15 protein-coding genes and 1 pseudogene are annotated in these 20531 nt (G+C 65.0%); 10 read left to right on the top strand and 6 right to left on the bottom strand.

The features are described 5' to 3' along the window. Positions 1-248: 248 nt before the first annotated feature. From NFW05_RS13640 to ppk1, 3 genes and pseudogenes are all read right to left on the bottom strand, one after another. Positions 249-1302: pseudogene (locus NFW05_RS13640) on the bottom strand (class I SAM-dependent DNA methyltransferase); the annotation flags it as partial. Then, complete coding sequence (locus NFW05_RS13645; RefSeq protein WP_295307847.1) at positions 1272-1667, bottom strand: type II toxin-antitoxin system RelE/ParE family toxin; 396 nt, start codon at positions 1665-1667, stop codon at positions 1272-1274. The gene NFW05_RS13645 and the pseudogene NFW05_RS13640, both read right to left, overlap by 31 nt. 165 nt (positions 1668-1832) lie before the next feature. Beyond that, positions 1833-3953, bottom strand: coding sequence for a polyphosphate kinase 1 (gene ppk1 / locus NFW05_RS13650; RefSeq protein ID WP_295307850.1), 2121 nt, complete (start codon positions 3951-3953; stop codon positions 1833-1835). Between the two features lie 220 nt (positions 3954-4173). Between ppk1 and NFW05_RS13655 the strand changes: the two genes are divergently transcribed. The 7 genes from NFW05_RS13655 to NFW05_RS13685 all read left to right on the top strand — a co-directional run bounded on the left by NFW05_RS13655 (position 4174) and on the right by NFW05_RS13685 (position 11770). Beyond that, positions 4174-5706 (top strand): Ppx/GppA phosphatase family protein, encoded by a 1533-nt coding sequence (locus tag NFW05_RS13655; RefSeq protein ID WP_295307853.1) that lies wholly within the window; start codon positions 4174-4176, stop codon positions 5704-5706. Positions 5707-5717: 11 nt separating this feature from the next. Beyond that, complete coding sequence (locus NFW05_RS13660) at positions 5718-6833, top strand: ABC transporter permease (RefSeq protein ID WP_295307856.1); 1116 nt, start codon at positions 5718-5720, stop codon at positions 6831-6833. Then, positions 6830-7627, top strand: coding sequence for an ATP-binding cassette domain-containing protein (locus tag NFW05_RS13665; protein WP_295307859.1), 798 nt, complete (start codon positions 6830-6832; stop codon positions 7625-7627). Before NFW05_RS13660 ends, NFW05_RS13665 begins: the two co-directional genes overlap by 4 nt. A gap of 2 nt (positions 7628-7629) precedes the next feature. Next, on the top strand, positions 7630-8565 hold the full coding sequence (locus NFW05_RS13670; protein WP_295307862.1) for an MlaD family protein: 936 nt from the start codon (positions 7630-7632) through the stop codon (positions 8563-8565). Then, complete coding sequence (locus NFW05_RS13675; protein WP_295307865.1) at positions 8562-9197, top strand: ABC-type transport auxiliary lipoprotein family protein; 636 nt, start codon at positions 8562-8564, stop codon at positions 9195-9197. The genes NFW05_RS13670 and NFW05_RS13675 overlap by 4 nt, the downstream gene beginning before the upstream one ends. Positions 9198-9211: 14 nt before the next feature. Beyond that, positions 9212-10849, top strand: coding sequence for an acyl-CoA synthetase (locus tag NFW05_RS13680; RefSeq protein ID WP_295307868.1), 1638 nt, complete (start codon positions 9212-9214; stop codon positions 10847-10849). 120 nt (positions 10850-10969) lie between these two features. Further along, the gene (locus tag NFW05_RS13685) at positions 10970-11770 is read left to right on the top strand and encodes an enoyl-CoA hydratase (RefSeq protein WP_295307871.1); all 801 of its coding nucleotides are present in this window, start codon (positions 10970-10972) and stop codon (positions 11768-11770) included. 117 nt (positions 11771-11887) lie between these two features. Here NFW05_RS13685 and NFW05_RS13690 read toward each other — a convergent pair whose 3' ends face one another. Together NFW05_RS13690 and NFW05_RS13695 are read right to left on the bottom strand one after the other, a co-directional pair. Then, positions 11888-13360 (bottom strand): GGDEF domain-containing protein, encoded by a 1473-nt coding sequence (locus NFW05_RS13690; protein ID WP_295307873.1) that lies wholly within the window; start codon positions 13358-13360, stop codon positions 11888-11890. 205 nt (positions 13361-13565) lie between these two features. Beyond that, a complete protein-coding gene (locus NFW05_RS13695; protein WP_295307876.1) occupies positions 13566-14201 on the bottom strand; it encodes a hypothetical protein in 636 nt (211 codons plus the stop codon). A 216-nt stretch (positions 14202-14417) separates the two neighbouring features. On the opposite strand from NFW05_RS13695, the gene NFW05_RS13700 reads away from it, so the two are divergent. Next, a complete protein-coding gene (locus tag NFW05_RS13700; protein WP_295307879.1) occupies positions 14418-15512 on the top strand; it encodes a TrkA family potassium uptake protein in 1095 nt (364 codons plus the stop codon). 61 nt (positions 15513-15573) lie between these two features. Beyond that, positions 15574-17043, top strand: coding sequence for a CYTH and CHAD domain-containing protein (locus NFW05_RS13705; protein ID WP_295307882.1), 1470 nt, complete (start codon positions 15574-15576; stop codon positions 17041-17043). 39 nt (positions 17044-17082) lie between these two features. On the opposite strand, the gene mgtE is transcribed toward NFW05_RS13705, so the two are convergent. Beyond that, entirely contained in the window at positions 17083-18471 is a 1389-nt protein-coding gene (mgtE, locus tag NFW05_RS13710; RefSeq protein ID WP_295307885.1) for a magnesium transporter, read from the bottom strand. Positions 18472-18778: 307 nt separating this feature from the next. Here mgtE and NFW05_RS13715 point away from each other — a divergent pair, with 307 nt between their 5' ends. Then, positions 18779-20518 (top strand): SulP family inorganic anion transporter, encoded by a 1740-nt coding sequence (locus NFW05_RS13715; protein ID WP_295307888.1) that lies wholly within the window; start codon positions 18779-18781, stop codon positions 20516-20518. Positions 20519-20531 lie beyond the last annotated feature (13 nt).

Genomic DNA, 20531 nt, shown 5'->3' on the forward strand with positions numbered 1-20531 from the left:
CCCTGCCCAGGGCTTTCATGGTCGGGGGCGAGTGGGCCCACTCATGATTGGTTAGCTTGAGCGGCTACTCAGTGGCCAAAGTTCGGGCTAGCGGCGAAGGTCTGTGAGCGCCTGACGAAACCACTGCCGCCGAGCACCAGACCGAGCGTGACCGACGGACAGTCGCTGCGCTTCTCCTTCGACCGTCCGCGCCTGGCCTGGCGATTCGCGCCGGCGGGGCCTGCGAAGCAGGTGTTGATCAGGTCCGCGGGCGCCAGCTGGCGAACGATGTGCTGCACCGAGGCGAAGTTGGCGTTGCCCGCTGGTGGCACGCCGTACCGCCAGCGCTTGTCGCTCGCCAAGCGCTCGCCGTCCCGGTCGGAGATGTTGAAGGGCGGGTTGGCGAGGATGAAGTCGGCCTTCAGGTCCGCGTGGCGGTCGTTGTGGAAGGTGTCGCCGTGCGCGATCTGGTCGCTGTCGATGTTGCGTAGGCCAAGGTTCATGCGCGCCAGGGGCCAGTCGGTGTACTTCGACTCCTGGCCGTAGATCGAGATGTCGGCCCTGGCCTTTGCGCGGGTGTTGCCCCGTGGCCGTTGCCCTTGGCCTGGGCGCGGATGAACGCCACCGACTGCACAAACATGTCCGAGGAGCTGCAGAAGGGGTCGTAAACCCGGCCGCGGTAGGGCTCGATCATTTCGATCAGCAGCTTGACGACGCAGTGCGGCGTGTAGAACTCGCCGCTCGTCTTGCCCTCGGCGATGGCGAACTGCGAGAGGAAGCATTCGTAGACGCGGCCGAGCGCGTCCTTGGCGCGGCTGGCCTGGTCGCCGACCCTGATGTTGCTGATCAGGTCGATCAGCTGGCCCAGGCGCCGCTTGTCGAGCGCGGGGCGAGCGTAGTCTTTCGGAAGCACGCCCTTGAGCGCCGGATTGTCGCGCTCGATGCCGGCCATCGCGTCGTCGACGAGCTGGCCGATGGTGCTCTGGCGCGCTTGGCGCTTCAGGTGCGGCCAGCGCGCCTCGGGCGGCACCCGGAAGATGCTCTGGGCGCGGTACTCGTCGGGGTCTTCGGGGTCTGCCCCTTCAGCCGTCTCCGCCAGCAGAGCGGCGTGCCTTTCCTCGAAGGCGTCGGAGATGTACTTGAGGAACAAGAGGCCCAAGCAGACGTGCTTGGACTCGGTGGCGTCCATGCTGCCGCGCAGCGTGTCGGCCATCGGCCAGAGCCGAGTTCAGTGTAGCCGACCGTTGCGTCGCCGGCGCTTCCGCCAGACTTCCTCCTCGTGGTTCTTGCCCTTACACGTCTTCTTGCCCCGCTCCAGACCACCGCCTCGCGAAATCGAAACTCGATTGCCTGTGCTGGCGGATCGACAGCTGTACGGTGGCGTTCGTCCTGTCCTCGGCGTACAGGATCAGGTAGTCATCGCTGCCCAGTACCTGCAGGCCGTCGGCCGCACTCGCGGGCAGCTCGCCGAGCTGCGCGATCGCTTCGGCGGACTGCGGTGGTTGGTCCAGGTAGCGCCGGCCGATGTGCGAAAAAGGCCGCAGGTTGGGGATGACCGTGCCCCGCAGCGTCGCCAGCAGCGCGTCGCAGGCGTCTGGCGCGTCGGTTTCCGCGAGCAAGGCTTCGCTGGATTCCAGCCGTTCCAGGAAGCTCGCGGTCAGCTCGACCCGGTAGACCGGATCAGCCACGCCTTGCGGCCCGGGACGGCGACTTCCTCGCCGCGGCGCGCGGGGCGCTTGGGTTCGACGATCCAGTCATGTCTCGTCGTTCGCTTGCGGAGGGAAGGGACCCGTCCCCTCCCTTGCCTGGCGCCGTGCATCCTGGCCTGCTCGCGACGATTTCTTCACGACCTCTCAGGCCTTGAGCAGTTCGATGAGTTCTTCCTGCGAACAGTGCGGGCTCGTCCGCGAGCCCCGCCGCTGGTGGTAGACGCCGTCGGCGCCGAGGTCCCAGGCGAGCGTGTTGTCGTTGAGGTAGACCTGCAGGCCTTCGCTGATCACCCGCCGCTTGAGCTTGCGGTCGAGAACCGGGAAGGCGAGTTCGATACGCCGGAAGAAGTTGCGCTCCATCCAGTCTGAGCTCGACAGATAGAGTCTTTCCTCGCCGCCAGCATAGAAATAGAAGACACGGTGGTGTTCGAGCTGGCGGCCGATGATCGAGCGAACGGTGATGTTCTCCGACAGGCCCTTGACTCCGGCGCGCAGGCCGCACACCCCGCGAACGATCAGGTCGATCTTGACGCCCGCCTGAGAGGCTTCGTAGAGCGTGGCGATGGTCTCCGGTTCGAGCAGCGAGTTCATCTTGGCGATGATTCGCGAGCGCTTGCCGGCACGCGCAGCTTCCGCTTCGGCGCGGATCGCCGCCACGACGTTCGGCTGCAGCGTGAAGGGCGCCTGCCAGAGGTGCTTGAGGGTCTGCGCGCGACCGAGGCCGGTGAGCTGCTTGAAGACCTCGTTGGTGTCGGCGCCGATTTCCTCGTTGCAGGTCAGCAGACCGAAGTCGGAGTACAGGCGGGCAGTTTTCGGATGATAGTTGCCGGTGCCGAGGTGCACGTAGCGGCGCAGGACGCTGCTGCCAGCCTTGCTTTCCTCGCGGCGGACGATCATCAGCATCTTGGCGTGAGTCTTGTAGCCGACGACACCGTAGACGACGTGTGCGCCAACCTCCTCGAGCCTGGTCGCCCAGCCGATGTTGGCCTCCTCGTCGAAGCGGGCCATCAGCTCGACGACGACGGTCACGTCCTTGCCGTTCTGCGCCGCGCGCAGCAGCGACTGCATGAGCACCGAGTCGGTTCCGGTGCGGTAGACGGTCATCTTGATCGCCACGACCTGGGGATCGACGGCCGACTGTTCGAGCAGGTCGATCACCGGGTTGAAGCTCTGGTACGGGTGGTGCAGCAGGATGTCGCCGGCGCGGATGCTGTCGAAAATGCACTGGCACTTCTGCAGCGACTTCGGGATTCCCGGGGTAAACGGGACGAACTTGAGATCGTTGCGCAGCACCCAGTCGGGGACCTGCATCAGGCGGACCAGATTGACCGGACCGGCGACCCGGTAAAGGTCGGTCTCGGTCAGGTTGAACTGGCCGAGCAGGAACTGGGTCATCGCATCCGAGCAACTGTTGGCGACTTCGAGACGAACGGCGTCGCCGAAGTGGCGCTGGGGCAATTCGCCCTGGATCTTGGCGCGCAGGTTCTTGACTTCCTCCTCGTCGACGAAGAGGTTGCTGTTGCGGGTGACCCGGAACTGGTAACAGCCGAGAACCTTCATGCCAGCGAACAGTTCGCCGACGAACTCGTGGACGATCGACGACAGGAAGACGAAAGCGTACTCGCACTCGCCGAGTTCGCGGGGCAGGCGGATGACCCGTGGCAGTACGCGTGGCGCCTGGACGATGGCCGCGCCCGAACTCCGCCCGAAAGCGTCGCGACCTTCGAGTTCGACGGCAAAGTTGAGGCTCTTGTTGAGCACGCGCGGAAACGGGTGTGAGGGATCGAGCCCGATCGGTGTAATCACCGGCATCACTTCACGGAAGAAGAAGTCGCGGATCCATTCGCGCTGCTCTACGTTCCAGTCCGACCGCTTGAGGAAGCGGATGCCTTCGGATGCGAGCGCCGGGAGGATTTCCTCGTTGAGCAGCGCATACTGTTCCTTGATCAGGGCGCGCGTTTCGTCGCTGACCATCCGGTACACTTCCTGGGCAGTTTTGCCGTCGGTGGTGATCGCGACCGACCCGAGCTTGATCTGCTCCTTGACTCCGGCGAGGCGAATCTCGAAGAACTCGTCGAGGTTGCTGCTGACGATGCACAGGAAGCGCAGACGTTCGAGGAGTGGCGTCCGCGGGTTCCTCGCCTGCCACAGAACACGTCGCTGGAAAGCCAGCAGGCTCATCTCACGATTCTGGAAGTACTCCGGAGGAAAGCTCGCCGGGGCCTGTCGGGCCGGGGCTTCGCTGGTCGTGGCGACTAGGTTCATGGTTCGTTCCGTCAGAAGAGATTGATCTGGAAATCCGTCCAGGCGAGGAGAAATATTACACCGATCACCCGTGCGTCGACCCGCTCGATGACGATTGCGTGTCTGCCGGCAGGTTGGCAGGTCGGCGCTCGCCGGTCCGGGGTGGGGTGCCAGTACGGTTGCCGGCGGTGGTAAGATAGCGATCCAGACAGAGGACCGCGGGTCCGCGGAACAGACTGCCATGAGTTACGAACTGATTGCCGGTGTCGATCTGGGATCGAACAGCTTTCGCCTGCAGGTCGGCCGTATCGTCGGGGACCGGATACACCCGCTCGACTATCTCAAGGAGACCGTCCGGCTGGGCTCCGGCCTGACGCGCGAGAAACTCCTCGACCACGCGTCGCAACAGCGCGCTTTCGAAGCCCTGCGGCGCTTCGGTGAGCGCCTACGGGGATTCGACCCGGAAACGGTGCGTGCCGTGAGCACCGACGCGATGCGCGTGGCGAGGAACGCCCACATGGTCCTGCAGCAGGCCGAGGCGGCTCTCGGCTTTCCGATCGAGGTGATCGGCGGGCGTGAAGAGGCGCGACTGATCTACATCGGTGCCGCGAATGCCCTGCCAGCGGCTGCGCATCGCCGCCTGGTCGTCGACATCGGCGGCGGCTCGACCGAGTTCATCATTGGCGAAGGGGCCGAGCCCTTGATGATGGAATCGCTGTTCATGGGCGGAATCAGCTATCGCCAGCGCTTCTTCCCGGAAGGCCGGGTCGACAAGAAGCGCTTCTACGCCGCCGAGGTGGCTGCCGCGCGCGAGATCGAGGCGATTGCTGCCGACTATCAGCGTTTCGGCTGGGAGGAGGCGGTCGGATCGTCCGGTTCGGCTCAGGAACTCGCCGAGATCATCGAGAGCAACGGTCTGAACCCTGAAGGACTGAACGGGATCACTCGCGAGGGATTGGCGAGCCTGCGCCAGCTGATCATCCGGGCGGGCTCGGCGGAGGCCATGAAGCTCGAGGCGATGCGCGCCGACCGTCTGCCGATCCTTCCCGGCACCCTGGCGATCATGTCGGCGGTCTTCTCCGAACTGGGAATCGAGCGGATGACGTACTCCGACGGCGCGCTTCCTCTCGGCGTGCTCTACGATCTGCTCGGACGTTTCGAGCATCATGACACCCGCGACGAAACGGTCGTCCAGTTCCGGACGCGTTACCAGGTCGACGCCAGCCAGGTCCGGCGTGTCGAACGCACGGCGCTGCTGCTGCTCGGGCAACTGATCAGGCTCGATTCTCCGGAACACGAGAACGACGTGCACTTCCTGCGCTGGGCGGTATCGCTGCACGAAATCGGCGTTTCCGTCGCCCACACCGAGTTCCACAAGCACGGTGCGTACATCATCAGCCACGCCGACATGCCGGGTTTCTCGAAGCGCGATCAGGCCCGGCTTGCGCTGCTCGTCCTCGGGCAGCGCGGCAAGCTGCAGAAGCTCGCGTCGATGCCGGCCGGCGATCCGAACTGGCGACTGATTTTCTGTCTGCGCCTCGCCGTTTTGCTGCATCGCCCGCGTGATGATCAGCCGTTGCCCGAACTGTCGGTCAGGGAGTCGGCGGTCGGTTTCCAGATCGACGTGCCTTCCGGCTGGCCGGACGCCAACCCGATCACCGCTGCTGCGCTCGGTGACGAGGCGCTTCTCTGGCGGCGGATCGGCATCAGGTTGCGCGTCCGGGCCGTGCCCGCCGACGCTGCCGTGCAACCGGAGCTCTTGCAGAAGGCCTGATCGGGAAACGGATGTCGCTGGCGGCCATCGAAACCGTCGAGCAGGCCGGCGGGCTTCAGGTCCTGCTCTCGGGGGACTGGACTCTGGCGACGATGCCCGAGCCGCTCTCCAGCCTCGAAGCGCGCCTCCGCGAGATCGGAGCGGGGGCAAAGGCGTGGGACCTCCGTCCGATATCGCGCCTGGACAGCGCGGGCGCGATCGTCGTCTGGCGGGCCTGGGGCCGTTGCTGGCCGGCTGCGCTCGCCGTGTCGACCGAGCATCGATCGCTCCTCGAACGCGTCGTGGCGATTCGCGTCGAGCGCAAGGAGGCCGGATCGCGCGCTGCGCGGCCAGGCCTGGTTTTCCTCGGCGAGCAGGCGCTGGCCGCTCTGGATCATTTTGCCGGTCTGCTCGGACTGCTCGGACAGGGGGTTCTCGACCTCGCCTATCTCGCGCGACAGCCGGCCCAAATCCCCTGGCGAGAGTTCTCGGCGAACGTCTACAAGGCCGGCGCCCTGGCCTTGCCGGTGACCGCGCTGATCGGCTTCCTGATCGGCATCGTCCTTTCCTATCTTTCCGCCCTACAGTTGAAGACCTTCGGTGCCGACGTCTTCATCGTCAATCTTCTCGGTATCAGCATCGTCCGCGAACTGGGCCCGGTTCTCGTCGCGGTACTCGTCGCCGGCCGATCGGGGTCGGCGATGACGGCGCAGATCGGCGTCATGCGGGTGACCGAAGAGATCGACGCGCTGGCCACGATGGGCGTCTCGCGCAGCCAGCGTCTCGTTCTGCCAAAAGTGCTCGCACTGGCCGTGACCATGCCGTTGCTGGTCGTCTGGTGTTCGGCGGCCGGACTGGTCGGCGGCATGGTCTCGGCGAAGCTGCAGATGGGGCTGTCTTACGCCTTCTTCATCGACACGCTGTCGCGGGTCGTGCCGGTGGCCAACGTCTGGATCGGCGTTGGCAAGGGGGTTGCGTTCGGTTTTCTGATCGCCCTGATCGCCTGCCATTTCGGGTTGCGTGTCCGCCCGAACACGGAAAGCCTGTCCTCGCGAACGACCACCTCGGTGGTCACCTCGATCACCGTGGTGATCCTCGTCGACGCGGTGTTCGCGATTCTCACGCGCAACGTGGGGATCCCCTTTTGAATGCACTGGCGAGCGGCGGCCACGCACCCGGTCCGGTGATCGAGATTCGCAATTTGAGCACGCGCTTCGGCGACATCGTCGTGCACCAGGACATCGATCTCGAACTCGAGCGGGGGCAGGTCCTCGGTCTCGTCGGGGGTTCGGGTAGCGGCAAGACGACGCTCTTGCGCGAGATCGTCGGGCTGCTGAGACCGAGCGCCGGAACGGTCAGGCTGTTCGGCCAGCCGGTCCTGGATCCCGATCCAGCGCGTCAACGAACGTTGCGTCGTCGCTTCGGGATGCTCTTCCAGCAGGGGGCGCTCTTTTCGGCGCTCTCCGTCTATGACAATATCGCCTTTCCGCTGCGGGAACTGCGGACTCTCGACGAAGCGATGATCGGCGAGCTGGTGATGCTCAAGCTGGCCATGGTCGAGCTCGAGGCCCGCCATGCGTGGCTGATGCCGGCCGAGCTCTCGGGGGGGATGACCAAACGGGTGGCCCTGGCGCGAGCCTTGTCGCTGGAGCCCGAACTGCTCGTCCTCGACGAGCCGACCGCCGGTCTCGATCCGGACCGCAGCGAGAGTTTCGTCAGGCTGATCAGGATGCTGCAGATGGCGCTCGGCTTCACGGTGGTGATGGTGACTCACGATCCAGAGACGCTGGGGGGGCTGGCCACGCGTTTCGCCGTCCTCGCCGACCAGCGGATCGTCGCCTTGGGGAGCGCAGCAGACGTGCTCGCGGTAGACCATCCGTTCATTCGCAACTTCTTCGGTTCCGGGCGGGCAGCAGCGGCGATCGGAAAGGCGGCGGCCTAGCGATGGAAGACCGTTCGCATGCCCTGCTGGCAGGTTTGTTTACGCTTCTTCTCGGTTTGGCTCTGGTCCTGTCGATCTGGTGGTTCGGAGGCAGCCATGAATCGACGCGCGACTACACGGTGATTTCGAGGCAGAACGTGACCGGCCTGAGCGTCCAGGGCCAGGTCCGTTACCGGGGCATCCGGGTGGGCAAGGTCGAGGCCATCGAACTCGACCCCGAGGATGTCCGCAACATCATCATCCGCATCAGCGTAGACAGCTCGCTGCCGCTGACCCGAGGAACGACCGCCAGGCTCGGTTATCAGGGGGTCACCGGCATCGCCCACGTGTTGCTCGAAGATGCTGGAAGCAACCCGGAACCTCTGGCCGGTGGCCAGGGTTCGCCGCCGATCGCCATGCAGCCGTCGCTGGTCGAGGAACTGTCCGAGGCCGGTCCGGCGACTCTCCGGGAAGCGCGAGAGTTCGTCGGCCGAGCGAGTCAGGTTCTCGACGACGAAAATCGCCGGCATCTGGCGGCGATTCTAGCCCGGCTCGAGGCGACGACCGGCAATGCCAACCAGGTGGCCGTCCAGTTGCAAGAGGCGCTGTCTCGCGAGAACCTCAAACTGCTCGGTGCGACCCTGAGCCATGCCGAGCGGGCATCGGCGGAACTGGTACCCCTGCTGATCGAGGCACGCCGCCTCCTCTCTGGTCTGCAGTCGGTCAGCGCGAGGCTCGATGGCCTGATCGGCGATCCTTCGCCGGAGGGCTTTGGCGCGCTCGCTCCGCGCCTCAACGAACTCGGCGGAGAATTGTCGGCGACCTCGCGCCAGCTGAACCGGGTTCTGCAGCTGATGGAAGAGTCCCCGCAGAGCTTGCTCTTCGGGCCGCCACCTGCAGTTCCCGGTCCGGGCGAGCCAGGCTTCGTTGCCCCGTCGGCGAGCGAGCGAAGCTCATGAAGCCGTTGCCGATCGTGATCGTGCTGCTCGCGCTCGGGGCTTGTGCCAGCGGACCGCGCGGGTCGCCGCCAGTCGAGGTCTACGACTTCGGATCGGCTGTCGAGCAGTCCGTTAGAGAGGCCGGCTGGTCGAGCATCGCGCTCGAGGTCCGGGCTCCCTCATGGCTGGACTCGTCGGCAATCGAGTATCGGCTACTCTACGACAGTCCGTTCAGACTGCGCAGTTATTCGCTGAGCCGCTGGGCGGGTGGACCGGCCCAGTTGCTGGCGCAACGCTTGCGCCAGCAACTGGGCATGGCCGGCTCGAGCGGCCGGGTGGCGGTCAGTTGCGTGTTGCGCTTCGAGCTGGAGGAATTTGCCCAGCTGTTCGACACGCCCGAGCGCAGCCGGGGCTCCGTGCGGGGCCGGGCGAAGCTGCTCGACGCACGACATCGGATCGTCGCCGAGCGCGCGATGAGCAGCGAGCAGCCGGCGGCAACGGGTGACGCGCGAGGGGCAGTCAGGGCGATGGTCGCGGCCGGCGATTCGCTGGCTGGGCAGTTCGCGAGCTGGTTGAACGATCTCGACAAACGTGGCAGGCTGACAATTTGCCGGCCTTCTGCCGGGGACGATCAAGAGCACTCACCACTGTAGAGGAGAAGCCGGGGATGAAAAACATTTATCAGGAAGGTCTCGACAAGAATGCCGCCAACTACGCACCGCTGACGCCGCTGACCTTTCTTGCCCGTTCGGCCTACGTATACCCGGAACGCTGTGCGGTCATCCATGGACAGCGTCGCTACACTTGGCGGGAGACCTTCGAGCGTTCGCGTCGTCTCGCCTCGGCGTTGGCTGCGCACGGCGTCGGCCTCGGCGACACCGTGGCGGCGATGCTCAACAACACGCCGGAGATGGTCGAGTGCCATTTTGGCGTGCCGGCCACCGGCGCCGTCCTGAATACCCTGAATACCAGGCTCGACGCGGAGACGATCGCCTTCATGCTCGATCACGGCGAGGCCAGGGTGTTGATCACCGATCGGGAGTACTCGCCAACGGTGAAGAAAGCGCTGGCCGCGTTACAACGAACGATTCTCGTCGTCGATGTCGATGACCCGGAATACAACGGTCCGGGAGGGAGGCTCGGAACGATCGAGTACGAGTCGTTCATCGCGGCAGGCAGCCCCGACTTCCCGTGGGGTGGGCCGGCTGACGAGTGGGACGCGATCTCGCTGAACTACACATCGGGAACGACGGGGAATCCGAAGGGTGTGGTCTACCATCATCGTGGCGCTTACCTGAACTCGATGAGCAACATCGTCAGCTGGGGCATGCCGCCGCATTCGGTCTATCTGTGGACCTTGCCGATGTTCCATTGCAACGGCTGGTGTTTCGTGTGGACGATGGCGGCCAATGCCGGCACCAACGTCTGCCTGCGCCGGGTCGATCCGAAGCTGATCTTCGAGGCGATCCGCGCGCACGGGGTCACCCATTACTGCGGCGCGCCGATCGTTCACAGCCTGATGGCCAACGCCCCGGCCGAACTGCGCGAGGGGATCACGCACAAGGTCTCCGGGTTGATCGCCGCGGCGCCACCGCCGGCCGCGGTAATCGAGGCAATGGCGGGAATCGGCGTCGACCTGACGCACGTCTATGGCCTCACCGAGACCTACGGTCCTGCTGCCGTGTGCGCCAAACACGGCCACTGGACGAGTCTGCCGCTGGCCGAACAGGTCGAACTCAACGGCCGGCAGGGCGTCCGCTACCACGCGCAGGAAGCGATCACCGTTCTCGATCCGGCGACCATGGAGCCGGTGCCGTGGGATCGCGAGACGATGGGCGAGATCATGTTCCGCGGCAATCTGGTGATGAAGGGCTATCTCAAGAATCCCAAGGCCAGCGCGGAGTCCTTCGCCGGTGGCTGGTATCACACCGGCGACCTCGCGGTGATGCATCCGGACGGCTACGTGAAGATCAAGGATCGCTCGAAAGACGTGATCATCTCCGGGGGCGAGAACATCTCGTCGATCGAGGTCGAGGACGTTCTCTACAAGCATCCGGCGGTGATTGCCGCGGCCGTCGTGGCGACTCCCGATCCGACCTGGGGCGAAGTCCCCTGTGCCTTTCTGGAATTGCGCGACGGAGCCAGTGCCAGCGAGCCGGAAATCATCGATTTCTGCCGCCAGCACATGGCGCGTTTCAAGATTCCCAAGCGCGTCGTCTTCTGCACGCTGCCGAAGACCTCGACCGGCAAGATTCAGAAGTACGTCCTGCGCGAGCAGGCGAAGTCGGCCGCCGCGATCGAGTGATACCTGCTGGCCGGCGGGCAGCCGCGCCGACGCGGAGCCCTGTCCTATCGGCCGATGACCCAACCCCGGTGCGAGCGACACGCTGTTGGCGCTCGCCACGACAGATCAGGAGAGACACCGATGCAAACCCCGACGATGGCTCCGGAGGAGGCCTACGTTCTCCGCCACGATGACCAGGGAATCGTCACACTGACGCTCAATCGCCCCAGCCAGTTCAACGCGCTGTCGCAGGCGATGATCGCTGCCCTGCAGGCCGAGCTCGAGGCGATCGCCGCGGATCCCGCAGCGCGCGTCGTCGTTCTCGCTGGTGCCGGCAAGGCCTTCTGTGCAGGCCACGATCTCAAGGAGATGCGTGCCAACTGCGAGAAGGCGTTCATGCAGGAGTTGTTCCGGAGTTGCGGCAGGCTGATGGTCACGCTGACGCAAATCCCGCAACCGGTGATCGCCCGCGTGCACGGCATTGCCACGGCGGCCGGTTGCCAGCTGGTGTCGATGTGCGACCTTGCCGTGGCGGCGGAGACGGCGCGCTTTGCTACATCGGGGATCAACGTCGGTCTGTTCTGCGCGACGCCGGCCGTTGGGCTGGCGCGCAATCTTGGCCGCAAGCAGGCGCTCGAGATGCTCCTCACCGGTGATTTCATCGATGCACGGACGGCGATGGATCAGGGGCTGGTCAATCGCGTCGTGGCGAGCGAGGCGCTCGACGCCGAGGTGTCGAGGCTGGCTCGCTCGATCGTCGCCAAGTCGTCGGTGGCGATCGCAATGGGCAAGCAGATGTTCTACCGGCAACTCGAGATGGGGCTCGATGCAGCCTATCAGTACGCTTCCGAGGTGATGGCCTGCAACATGATGACCGAAGACGCGGCAGAGGGAATCGATGCCTTCGTCGGCAAGCGCAAGCCCGAATGGCGGGGCAGATGATCGACGGTCGGCAGGTCCATGCGAATAGTCCGGCTCTCGCCTGGCCCGGCCGAATGCCGCACGTGTTTCCCACTGGAGCTTGGTCAGGAGTGTCGCGGGCAGCTGTTTGACCGAAACTCAGCCGGTCGCGACGTGGTCGTGACCTTCGAGGCGGGCGCCGTGCAACGCCGCTGTGGCGCGTCTGAGCAGTTCGTCGATCGACTGGTCGGCCGCGTTTGCCGCCGTGGCGCCGACGCTGGCGGTGAACTCGACGGTGCCGTTGTCGCTCGGAATCGATATCCTGGCAATCTCGGCGCGGATGCGTTCGGCAACGACCAGCGAGTCGTCGAGATCCGTTCCGGGCAGCATGATGGCGAATTCACAGGCGCCGATCCTGCCCACGAGGTCCTCGTGGCGAAGGCAGTTTCTCGCCGCCTCCGCGAATGCGATCAGGACCTGGTCGCCAATCGCGTGTCCGTAGCCGTCGTTGATCCGTCTGAAAAAGTCGATCGTGAACAGGAGCACGCTCAACGGCGTGTGCTCGGCCTGTGAACGGCGCAAGGCGCCGTCCAGGCGATCGGCGAAATGCTGCCGATTGCTGGCTCCCGTCAGGCTGTCGCCGGTCGTCAGACGGTGCAGTGCCGCATCACGGATGGCGATTGCCTGGAGCAGCCGCAGGGACCGCCAGGCGACGATCACCAGCGGTACGGTGACACCCAGGGCGAGCAGGACAACCCAGAGCATCTGGGCAAACCAGGGGGCCAGTGCCTCCTCATAGTCCTGGCTGACCACGACCAGCAACGGGAAGTCCCTGACTGTCGAATAGCTCACCAGTTGCCTGGTTTCTCCTGCTTCCCGCTCGTCGATGAACACGAACGAGTCCTGCGCCTGATCCACCTGCCGTTGAACCACCTCCGCGGCGATTGTCGACGGCCAGAGCGCTCCGCTGCTCTCGGGAACGGTTGCCAGCGTGCTGCCGTCGAGGCGGAGAAGCGCGACTGTGCCACCGGGCACGGGACGCTGTTCCTCGTAGGAACCCGCCAGGGCAGTAAGTTCGACAAGCGCAAGAAGCGACACAATGCCGCGAACTGGCTGGTGAAGCGGAAAGGACGCGAGCAGTTCGCGGCGGTTGCCGGCTGGGTTGACGGCGACGTTCCCGATGTACAGCCCGGCCGCTGGCCGGGCGCCCTTCAGGGGATCGTATTCGGCCGCTGCGCCTCGGGTCTGGTCAGCGACTCCCGCCTCGTCGAGGATTCGACCGTCGACATCGACAAAGCGGATGTCGACCGATCCGCCGGTGCTCACCCGAAACGTCTCGATCCGTTCCCGTAGAGTCAGGTCCTTCGCCAGCTCGCGCCGCTCGCGCTGCAGCCAGTGCGCGCTGTCGAGGAGAAAGAAGTTGAGCAGACGAAAGTGCTGCCGCGTCTGTTCTTCGAGACCGCGGACCGTCCGTTGCAGAAGTTGAACCGAGTTCTCGATGCTTTCGCGTCGAGCGGCGAGAGCCGAGGTGATGACCACTGTCCACAGGGCGCCGAGGAGCAGCAGCGTCAGGATGACGACTGTCCGTGGGTTCGCCCATTCTTCGAGGTGCCTGATCGCGTCGCGTGTCATCTCCCCGTTTCCCTCGCTGCTCGTTCGACGGCATTCTAACAGCCTCGGGTGACGCGGAGCGGAGGGGCGGCCGGAACAGAGCTGGCCGTCGGACTGGAGGACCCCTGCTCCGGATCGGTTCGATCGCTGAGTCTGGTCGCACCGCTTTGCACAGGCGACCGCTCGTCAGGCGCCGCTGTGCTCAGCGCCGCCCATCCCCGGCGGGTCAATCCGGAGCGACGCCAGCGTCGACGACCTCCCCTTCGACGACCCTTTCGCTCGCAAAGAAGTCGCACGCAGTGCGCGCGACCTGCCAGGTGTCGTAATACGCGTAGGCGCCGGCGCCTAGCGCACCAAAGACCGGGATCCAGCGCGAGACGCCTCGACTGACCAGTCTCTGCGATAGGTGAATGGCGATCTTCAGGGCTACCGACTCGATCTTCGGCCGCGCCGCGCGTTGAACGACGATTCGCCTGCCGACCCTGGCGGCGAGATCGCGCACGGCGCGCGGATCGGTGTGCCGGAAGAGGCAATAGAGCATTTCTTCGCGCCCCAGGTCGTCCGTCTTTCCGAAGCAGCCAGCGATGTCGGCGACCATCTGCGTCTGCAGTCGCCAAAGCGCGCGCAACTCCGGGAGAACGGTCAGCCAGCCGAGCGGGCCGGGTGGCAGAGTCAGGCTGCCGGCAGTGACTGCCGCTTGCCGGGCTGTCGCTCGAGCGATCGTTTGGGCATGCATTGGCGCTTCCCGTCGATGGCCCTCGCCGGTCGTCGGTATATGGCCGACATAATCGAGGATCGCTTCGGCGATCCGCTGGCTCGCCCGGAAGCTTCCCGCGGGCCGGCGGTGGTGTCTTTGGTTCATCAGCGGTCCCTGATCTGTGCAGTGGCCAAGCGGTGGATGGCCCACCTGCATGGCGGATTGGTCAACGATGGTGCGGTGGACAATTGCCGCCGGATGTGCGAATCTCGCCCGGTCAGCATACCCCGGTCTCGGGCGGCTGGGCGCTTGTCAGAGCCCTCGCCATCGCCTGTGTGACGCCAATGTCGGTCATCTCCCTGCCGGTCTGTCGTCCGACGCATGTTCGATAGTCCGCCGCCAGCGCGGCGACGGGCCCGTCGACGTCGTCTGTCCGACTCGGAGCTCACCGTAGCGACCCAGCTGCGCCGGATCGTCGTCAGGATCGCCTGGGCGGGGATGGTCGTCCTGGCTCTGGTCGGTGTGGGGACGGTCGGCTTCTTCCAAATTGGTGGTGACGACGCGACGTGGTCCGACTCGCTGTACATGACCCTGATCACCATCTCGACGGTTGGATACGGCGAAATCGTTCCCCTGCACGGGATCGAGGACCGCCTCTTTGCCGGTCTGATAGCCATTTCGGGGCTGGGTGCGCTAACCTTTCTGTTCACCACTCTTTCAGTGTTCTTTCTCGAAAAGGACCTCGACTACTCCCTGCGGAGGAGGCGGATGGAAAAGCGCATACAGAAGTTGCGGCAACATTTTGTCATCTGCGGCTTCGGACGGGTGGGTCGAAGCGTCGGCCGCGAACTGCAGAATACCGGCCGCCACTTCGTCGCCATCGACATCGAGGAGCAACGCTTCGAGGAGAATCTCGAGAAGTACCCAGGCCTGCTCTACCTCCAGGGTGACGCTTCGGACGACGATCTGCTCGATGCGGCGGACATCGAGGATGCCCGAGGCCTGTTTGCGGTGACCGGCGATGACTCGCGCAACCTGATGATCATCATCACTGCCCGGCAGCTCAATCCGGGGCTGCGCATCGTCGCGCGGGCGCAGGAACTGCGCAACGTCGAGAAGATGCGCAAGGCCGGTGCCGATGCAGTGATCTCGCCGGACTTCACGGGCGGCATCCGGCTGGCATCGGCAATGGTCAGGCCGCACGTCGTCGGTTTTCTCGACGAGATGGTCAGGTCGGACAAGAATGTGCGCATCGAGGAAGTGCCGGTTCCGGCGAGTTTCCCGCCAACCCGCGTCGGCGACCTCCGTCTGCGTAGCCCCGATTACATCCTGCTTGCGGTGCGCGAGGAGGACGGGGCCTGGATCTTCAATCCGAAGGTCGATGAGTTGATCTTCGCCGGAAGCACGATCATCGCGCTCGCCAACCCGTCCGGGCGTGCCCAGCTGAAGGCGCACCTGATCGAAAAGATGTCTTAGTCACACCTGATCCGGAGAACACGGCCGTTCCCTGGCAAGACCAACGCTGACCAAAAAGATCATGACCATCGAAAGCGAAATCAAATTGTCCCTTTCTGCGCGAAGCGCGCGCGAGTTGGCCGAGCATGCCACGCTCAGCGACGTCCAGCCACGCCGGCAACGGTTGCAGAGCACCTACTATGACACGCCCGATCGCCGGCTGAGGCACGAGCGGATTCTCGTCCGGTTCCGGCGCAGCGGCCGGCAATGGATGCTCGGGGTGAAGACCGTCCGGCCGCTGACGGTGGGTTTGGCGGAGCGTGGCGAGTGGGAGGTCGTCGCCGAGCCGGGACACTTCGATTTCTCGCACGTCGATGACACGCGGCTACGGGGAATCCTTGAACAGATCGTCGACGAGTTGCAGCCCGCGTTCTCGATTCGCTCTCGCCGCGACAGCTGGTTGCTCGAGCCGGATCAGAAGGTTCGCGTCGAAGTGTCGCTCGACCGCGGCTGGATCGAGGCCCAGGGACAGCGGCAGCGTCTCCGGGAGGTGGAGATCGAACTACTCGCTGGCACGGTCAGCGACCTGTTCGAAGTCGCCAGCGCCCTGCAGGCCAGCCTGCCGCTGCACCCCGAGGTCAGCAGCAAGTCCGACTGGGCTTATCGCCTGCTTGACGGAACCCCCTTGCTGCCGGTCAAGGCACAGGCGGTCAGCCTGGACGGGGAAATGCCGGCGATGTCCGCTTTCCGGGGGATCGCGCTGTCCTGCCTTCAACAGCTGCAGAGCAACGAGCAGGGCGTGTGCGAGACCGAGCAGCCGGAATTCGTCCACCAGGCAAGAGTCGCGATTCGCCGGCTCCGTTCGGCCATTCGCCTTTGGGAACCGATCCTGCCCGAGCCGTTCGTGGCCCGCTACGAACCGTTGTGGCAGGGACTCGCGACGAGACTCGGCGACACCCGCAACTGGGACGTCTTTCTCTCCGAGACGCTGCCGGCGATCGCCGGGGCATTCACGGACCGCGGGGTGATCGATCAGCTTTCGCGCCGGGCTCGACGGCACTGCGCCCGCAGCCGTCGGGCGAGCCGCAAGGCCCTGAGTTCACCCGAATATTCGCGCCTGCTGATCGACTTTGCCGGTGAGCTGATGGCCTTGCCCGAGAACTCGGCCGGGACGCTCGCTGCCTTCGTGCCGCGTTGCCTGAGCAGGCGGGCGAGGCGGGTCACCGAGCGCGCGGTCGAGGGTATCCTCGCCGATGCGGCGGCCCGCCATCGCCTGCGGGTGGCCTTCAAGCAGTTGCGTTACGCACTGGAATTCTTCTCCCCGATCCTTTCCGGGCCGTTGCTCGTCGACTACCATGGGTCGGCGACGATGCTCCAGGAGCTGCTCGGCCGACTCAACGATCTCGCAGTGGCGAGGCAGCTGACCGCGGCCGCGTTGCGGCGCCGGAAGGCGGAGGCGATCGATGTCTGGCTGGTTGCTCAGACGGAGACGCTGCTGCCGGAATTCGCCGGACTGCTCGCCGAATTCCGGGGTCGCGCCGAGCCGTGGTGAGCCGACGGCCGCGGCTTCGACCGCGGCCGTCGGGTGAGGTCAGAGGTTGTAGATCCAGCTGGCGATGACGAAGTAGTTGAGCACGCCGAGGATGTCGATTGCGGTGGTGACGAAGGGACCCGTGGCGACGGCCGGGTCGACCTTGAGGCGCTGAAAGATCATTGGCAGAAGAACGGCGAGCAGAGCCGCGCCAGTCATGTTCCCGAGGATCGTCAGGCCGACGACTTTGCCCAGCGACATGCTGCTGTGCATCAGGTAGCCGTAGGTGCCGAGGATTACCCCGTAGAATCCGCCGAGCAGCAGTCCGACGCGCAGTTCCTTGAGGACCAGCGGGAGCGTGTGACGCGTGTCGATCGCGCCGGTCGCCAGCCCGCGAACGGCAACCGTCGCCGACTGCACGCCGACGTTGCCGGCCATGCCCATGATCACCGGCAGGAAGGCGCTGAGCACGAGAACCTCGCCGAGGATCGCCTCGTACTGGCCGATCACCCCGGTCGCCGCCAGTCCGCCGATGAATGCGGCAAGCAGCCAGGGGAGACGGATCGTGGCGATCTTGAAGGCCGAGTGGGTGAGCGTTTCCGACTCGTTGGTTCCGGCCATCTTGAGCATGTCGCGGGTCGTTTCCTCTTCGATGACGTCGATCACGTCATCGACGGTGATCATCCCGACCAGCACGTTCTCTTCGTCGACCACCGGGATGGCCAGCAGCCGGTACTTGTCGACCAGCGTGGCCACGGTCGTTTGGTCGGCATCGGTGGTCACTTTCAGAACCCGCCGGTTCATGATGCTATGCAGCGTCGTCTGCGGCCGGTTGAGAAGCAGCTGGCGCAAAGAGATGACCCCGACCAGGCGCCCGTCCTCGTCGGTCAGGTACAGATAGAAGACCATCTCGACGTCCTCGCGGCTGCGAATGCTTTCGATCGCCTGCTCGACCGTCAGTCGGTGCGGCAACGAGAAGAAGTCGGTGGTCATGATCCCGCCCGCGCTGTCCGGGGCGTACTGCAGCAGGCTCTCGATCTCGTCCTTGCTGTCGCGGTCGAGCAGGGCCATCAGCTGTTCGCGCTGCTCTTCAGGGAACTCGCCGATCAGGTCGGTCAGGTCGTCCGGGGCCAGGTGCTGGAGGATCGAGGCGAGCTTCTCGACCGGCGATTCGCGGGTCACGCGGCTACGGATATCTGGTGACAGCTGGCTGAACACTTCGGCAGCCTGAGCGGTATCCGAGATCAGGTGAAACACGTCGACTACGTGCTCGGGAGGGAGATCATCGAGGATCGCCGCCATGTCGGCCGGATGAACTCGCGCGAGCATCTTCTGCAGCGGCGCGCGCGCGTCGCGATGATAGAGCCGGTCTATCGTCTGGACGAGGCGCTTCTTCCTTGCGTCGTAGGCCGCTGGAGCGGCCGGCTTCGCTTCCACACTGATCTGCATGACATGGTCTCCCGCGGTGATCGGCTATAAGATGGCAGTTCCTTTTACATTCAGTTTACATGGCAAGTGTTCCTCGGTCTATCATGGCGGGGCTTTCGGCGAGGCTGCGAGGCGAGAGTTTCGGCGAGGAATTGCTTCCATGGACCAAATCGGGCCATACTGGAGCCGTTTGAACACTTCGTCATTGGCAGCGCCGGCTTCCCGCGGACCGCGCACATCGCGCCAGCGACCGCATCACGGGGCTGCGCGCGGGGGCTGCGGGCGGTCCTGAGCGGCCCCCGGTGACCTCTGCCCAGGAGTCCGACCGATGAACTCTGCCACGCGCATCAAGTACCTGCTTTCGGGTCTGCCGCTGCTCGCGACGCTCCGCGAGTACCGGCCGGCCTGGCTGAGCAGGGATGCGATCGCCGGTCTCTCGGCATGTATCGTGTCGATTCCCTCGGTCATCGCCTACGCCGAACTCGTCCACCTGCCGCCGATCACCGGACTCTACGCAGCCCTCGCGGCAGCGATCGGCTATGCGCTCTTTGCCAGCTCACGGCACGTCATCGCGGGGCCTGATGCAGCGATCGGCCTGCTTGCCGGATCGGCCATCCTGCCATTGGCTGGCGGTGACCCGGGGCGAATAGTCGTGCTCGCTGCCCTGCTGAGCATCCTGTCCGGATTCGTTCTGTTGATCGCCGCGCGTCTGAAGCTCGGGGTGATCGCCGACCTGCTCTCGCGGCCAGTGTTGATCGGCTATCTGAACGGTGCGTCGCTGGTGCTGATCGCCACCCAGCTTGGCAAGATGTTCAAGATCAGGACCGAGGGCGAGGAGTTCTTCCATCTCGTGTGGACGGTCGTCGAGAAACTGCCCGAGACGCACCTGCCGACTTTCCTTTTCGGAACCGGCCTGATTCTGCTGCTGCTCGGACTCGCGCGCTGGTTGCCGCGCGTACCTGGCGCGCTGGCCGTCTGTGCGGTGGCGATCGTCCTGACCTATCTGCTCGACTTCGGGAGCTACGGGATTTCACTGGTCGGCGAAGTGCCCTCGGGGATGCCGCAGCTGACGATTCCGAAGTTCGGTTGGACCGACATCGCCGTGCTCGCTCCGGCAGCCGTGGCGATTGCCTTTCTCGCCTTCTCCGATGGAATTCTGCTCGCGCAGACCTTCGCCGAGAAGAACGGTTATGAGGTGAGCCCGAACCGTGAGCTGGTGGCCCTGGGCTCGGCGAACATCCTGGCCGGGGTCTGGCAGGGGTTCCCGGTTTCGGCCAGCCAGTCGAGAACGTCAATCGTCGATGCCGCCGGCGGACGGACGCAGGTGGCTCAGCTGGTGGTCGCCGTCGGGCTGCTGCTCTTCCTCTTCTTCCTGACCGGGCTGATCGCCCTGCTGCCGAAAGTCGCTCTCGGCGCGATCCTGATCGTGACCGCCTTCGGGATGCTCGAGGTCGCTTCGCTAATCGCGGTGTACAAGATCGACCGCGTGGAGTTTGCGATTGCCCTCGGGGTGACCTTGGCCATCCTGCTGGCCGGCGTCGTCCCCGGGATCATTCTCGGACTGCTGCTTTCGCTGATCTCGGTGCTCGTCCAGATCTCGCGGCCCGATGACGCGGTGCTGCGCCGCCGGGTCAGCGACGGAAAGTTCCACGACTGCCGCGACAACGAGGAGGCCGAGAGCGTTCCAGGGCTGCTGATTTATCGCCTGTACGCTCCGCTGCTCTTTGCCAACGCGCGGCACGTGATGACACGGATCAGGAAGCTCGTCGACGAGACCCAGCCACCGGTCAGGTGGCTGATCATCGACGCGCAGGCGATTCACGACATGGACGTCACCGCTGCGCAACGCTTTGCCGAACTGCACAGGGAACTCGCCGCGGAGGGGGTCGACGTCAAGATTGCCGACGCGCCCCGTCCGCTGCTCGAGGAACTGGCCCGTGTCGGGCTGTCAACCGAGATTGGTCGCCAGGATTTCTTCGTCTCGGTGAAGAAGGCGGCCGAGGCGTACGAACAGCATTTTCCGTACCTGGAGAAGGAAGCCGTTCAACCCTCGGCGCGAGCTTCGTAAGCCCCCTGGACGG

It is taken from the genome of Accumulibacter sp., assembly GCF_023806625.1.
Taxonomy (GTDB): Bacteria; Pseudomonadota; Gammaproteobacteria; order Burkholderiales; family Rhodocyclaceae; genus Accumulibacter.

Excerpts from the sequence above, each read along its gene's own strand:
- NFW05_RS13670 (WP_295307862.1), top strand. The coding sequence starts at position 7,630 with ATGGAAGACCGTTCGCATGCCCTGCTGGCAGGTTTGTTTACGCTTCTT.
- NFW05_RS13705 (WP_295307882.1), top strand. The coding sequence starts at position 15,574 with ATGACCATCGAAAGCGAAATCAAATTGTCCCTTTCTGCGCGAAGCGCG.
- NFW05_RS13715 (WP_295307888.1), top strand. The coding sequence starts at position 18,779 with ATGAACTCTGCCACGCGCATCAAGTACCTGCTTTCGGGTCTGCCGCTG.
- NFW05_RS13680 (WP_295307868.1), top strand. The coding sequence starts at position 9,212 with ATGAAAAACATTTATCAGGAAGGTCTCGACAAGAATGCCGCCAACTAC.
- NFW05_RS13675 (WP_295307865.1), top strand. The coding sequence starts at position 8,562 with ATGAAGCCGTTGCCGATCGTGATCGTGCTGCTCGCGCTCGGGGCTTGT.
- NFW05_RS13700 (WP_295307879.1), top strand. The coding sequence starts at position 14,418 with ATGTTCGATAGTCCGCCGCCAGCGCGGCGACGGGCCCGTCGACGTCGT.
- NFW05_RS13660 (WP_295307856.1), top strand. The coding sequence starts at position 5,718 with ATGTCGCTGGCGGCCATCGAAACCGTCGAGCAGGCCGGCGGGCTTCAG.
- NFW05_RS13655 (WP_295307853.1), top strand. The coding sequence starts at position 4,174 with ATGAGTTACGAACTGATTGCCGGTGTCGATCTGGGATCGAACAGCTTT.
- NFW05_RS13685 (WP_295307871.1), top strand. The coding sequence starts at position 10,970 with ATGCAAACCCCGACGATGGCTCCGGAGGAGGCCTACGTTCTCCGCCAC.
- ppk1 (WP_295307850.1), bottom strand. The coding sequence starts at position 3,953 with ATGAACCTAGTCGCCACGACCAGCGAAGCCCCGGCCCGACAGGCCCCG.
- NFW05_RS13690 (WP_295307873.1), bottom strand. The coding sequence starts at position 13,360 with ATGACACGCGACGCGATCAGGCACCTCGAAGAATGGGCGAACCCACGG.
- mgtE (WP_295307885.1), bottom strand. The coding sequence starts at position 18,471 with ATGCAGATCAGTGTGGAAGCGAAGCCGGCCGCTCCAGCGGCCTACGAC.
- NFW05_RS13695 (WP_295307876.1), bottom strand. The coding sequence starts at position 14,201 with ATGAACCAAAGACACCACCGCCGGCCCGCGGGAAGCTTCCGGGCGAGC.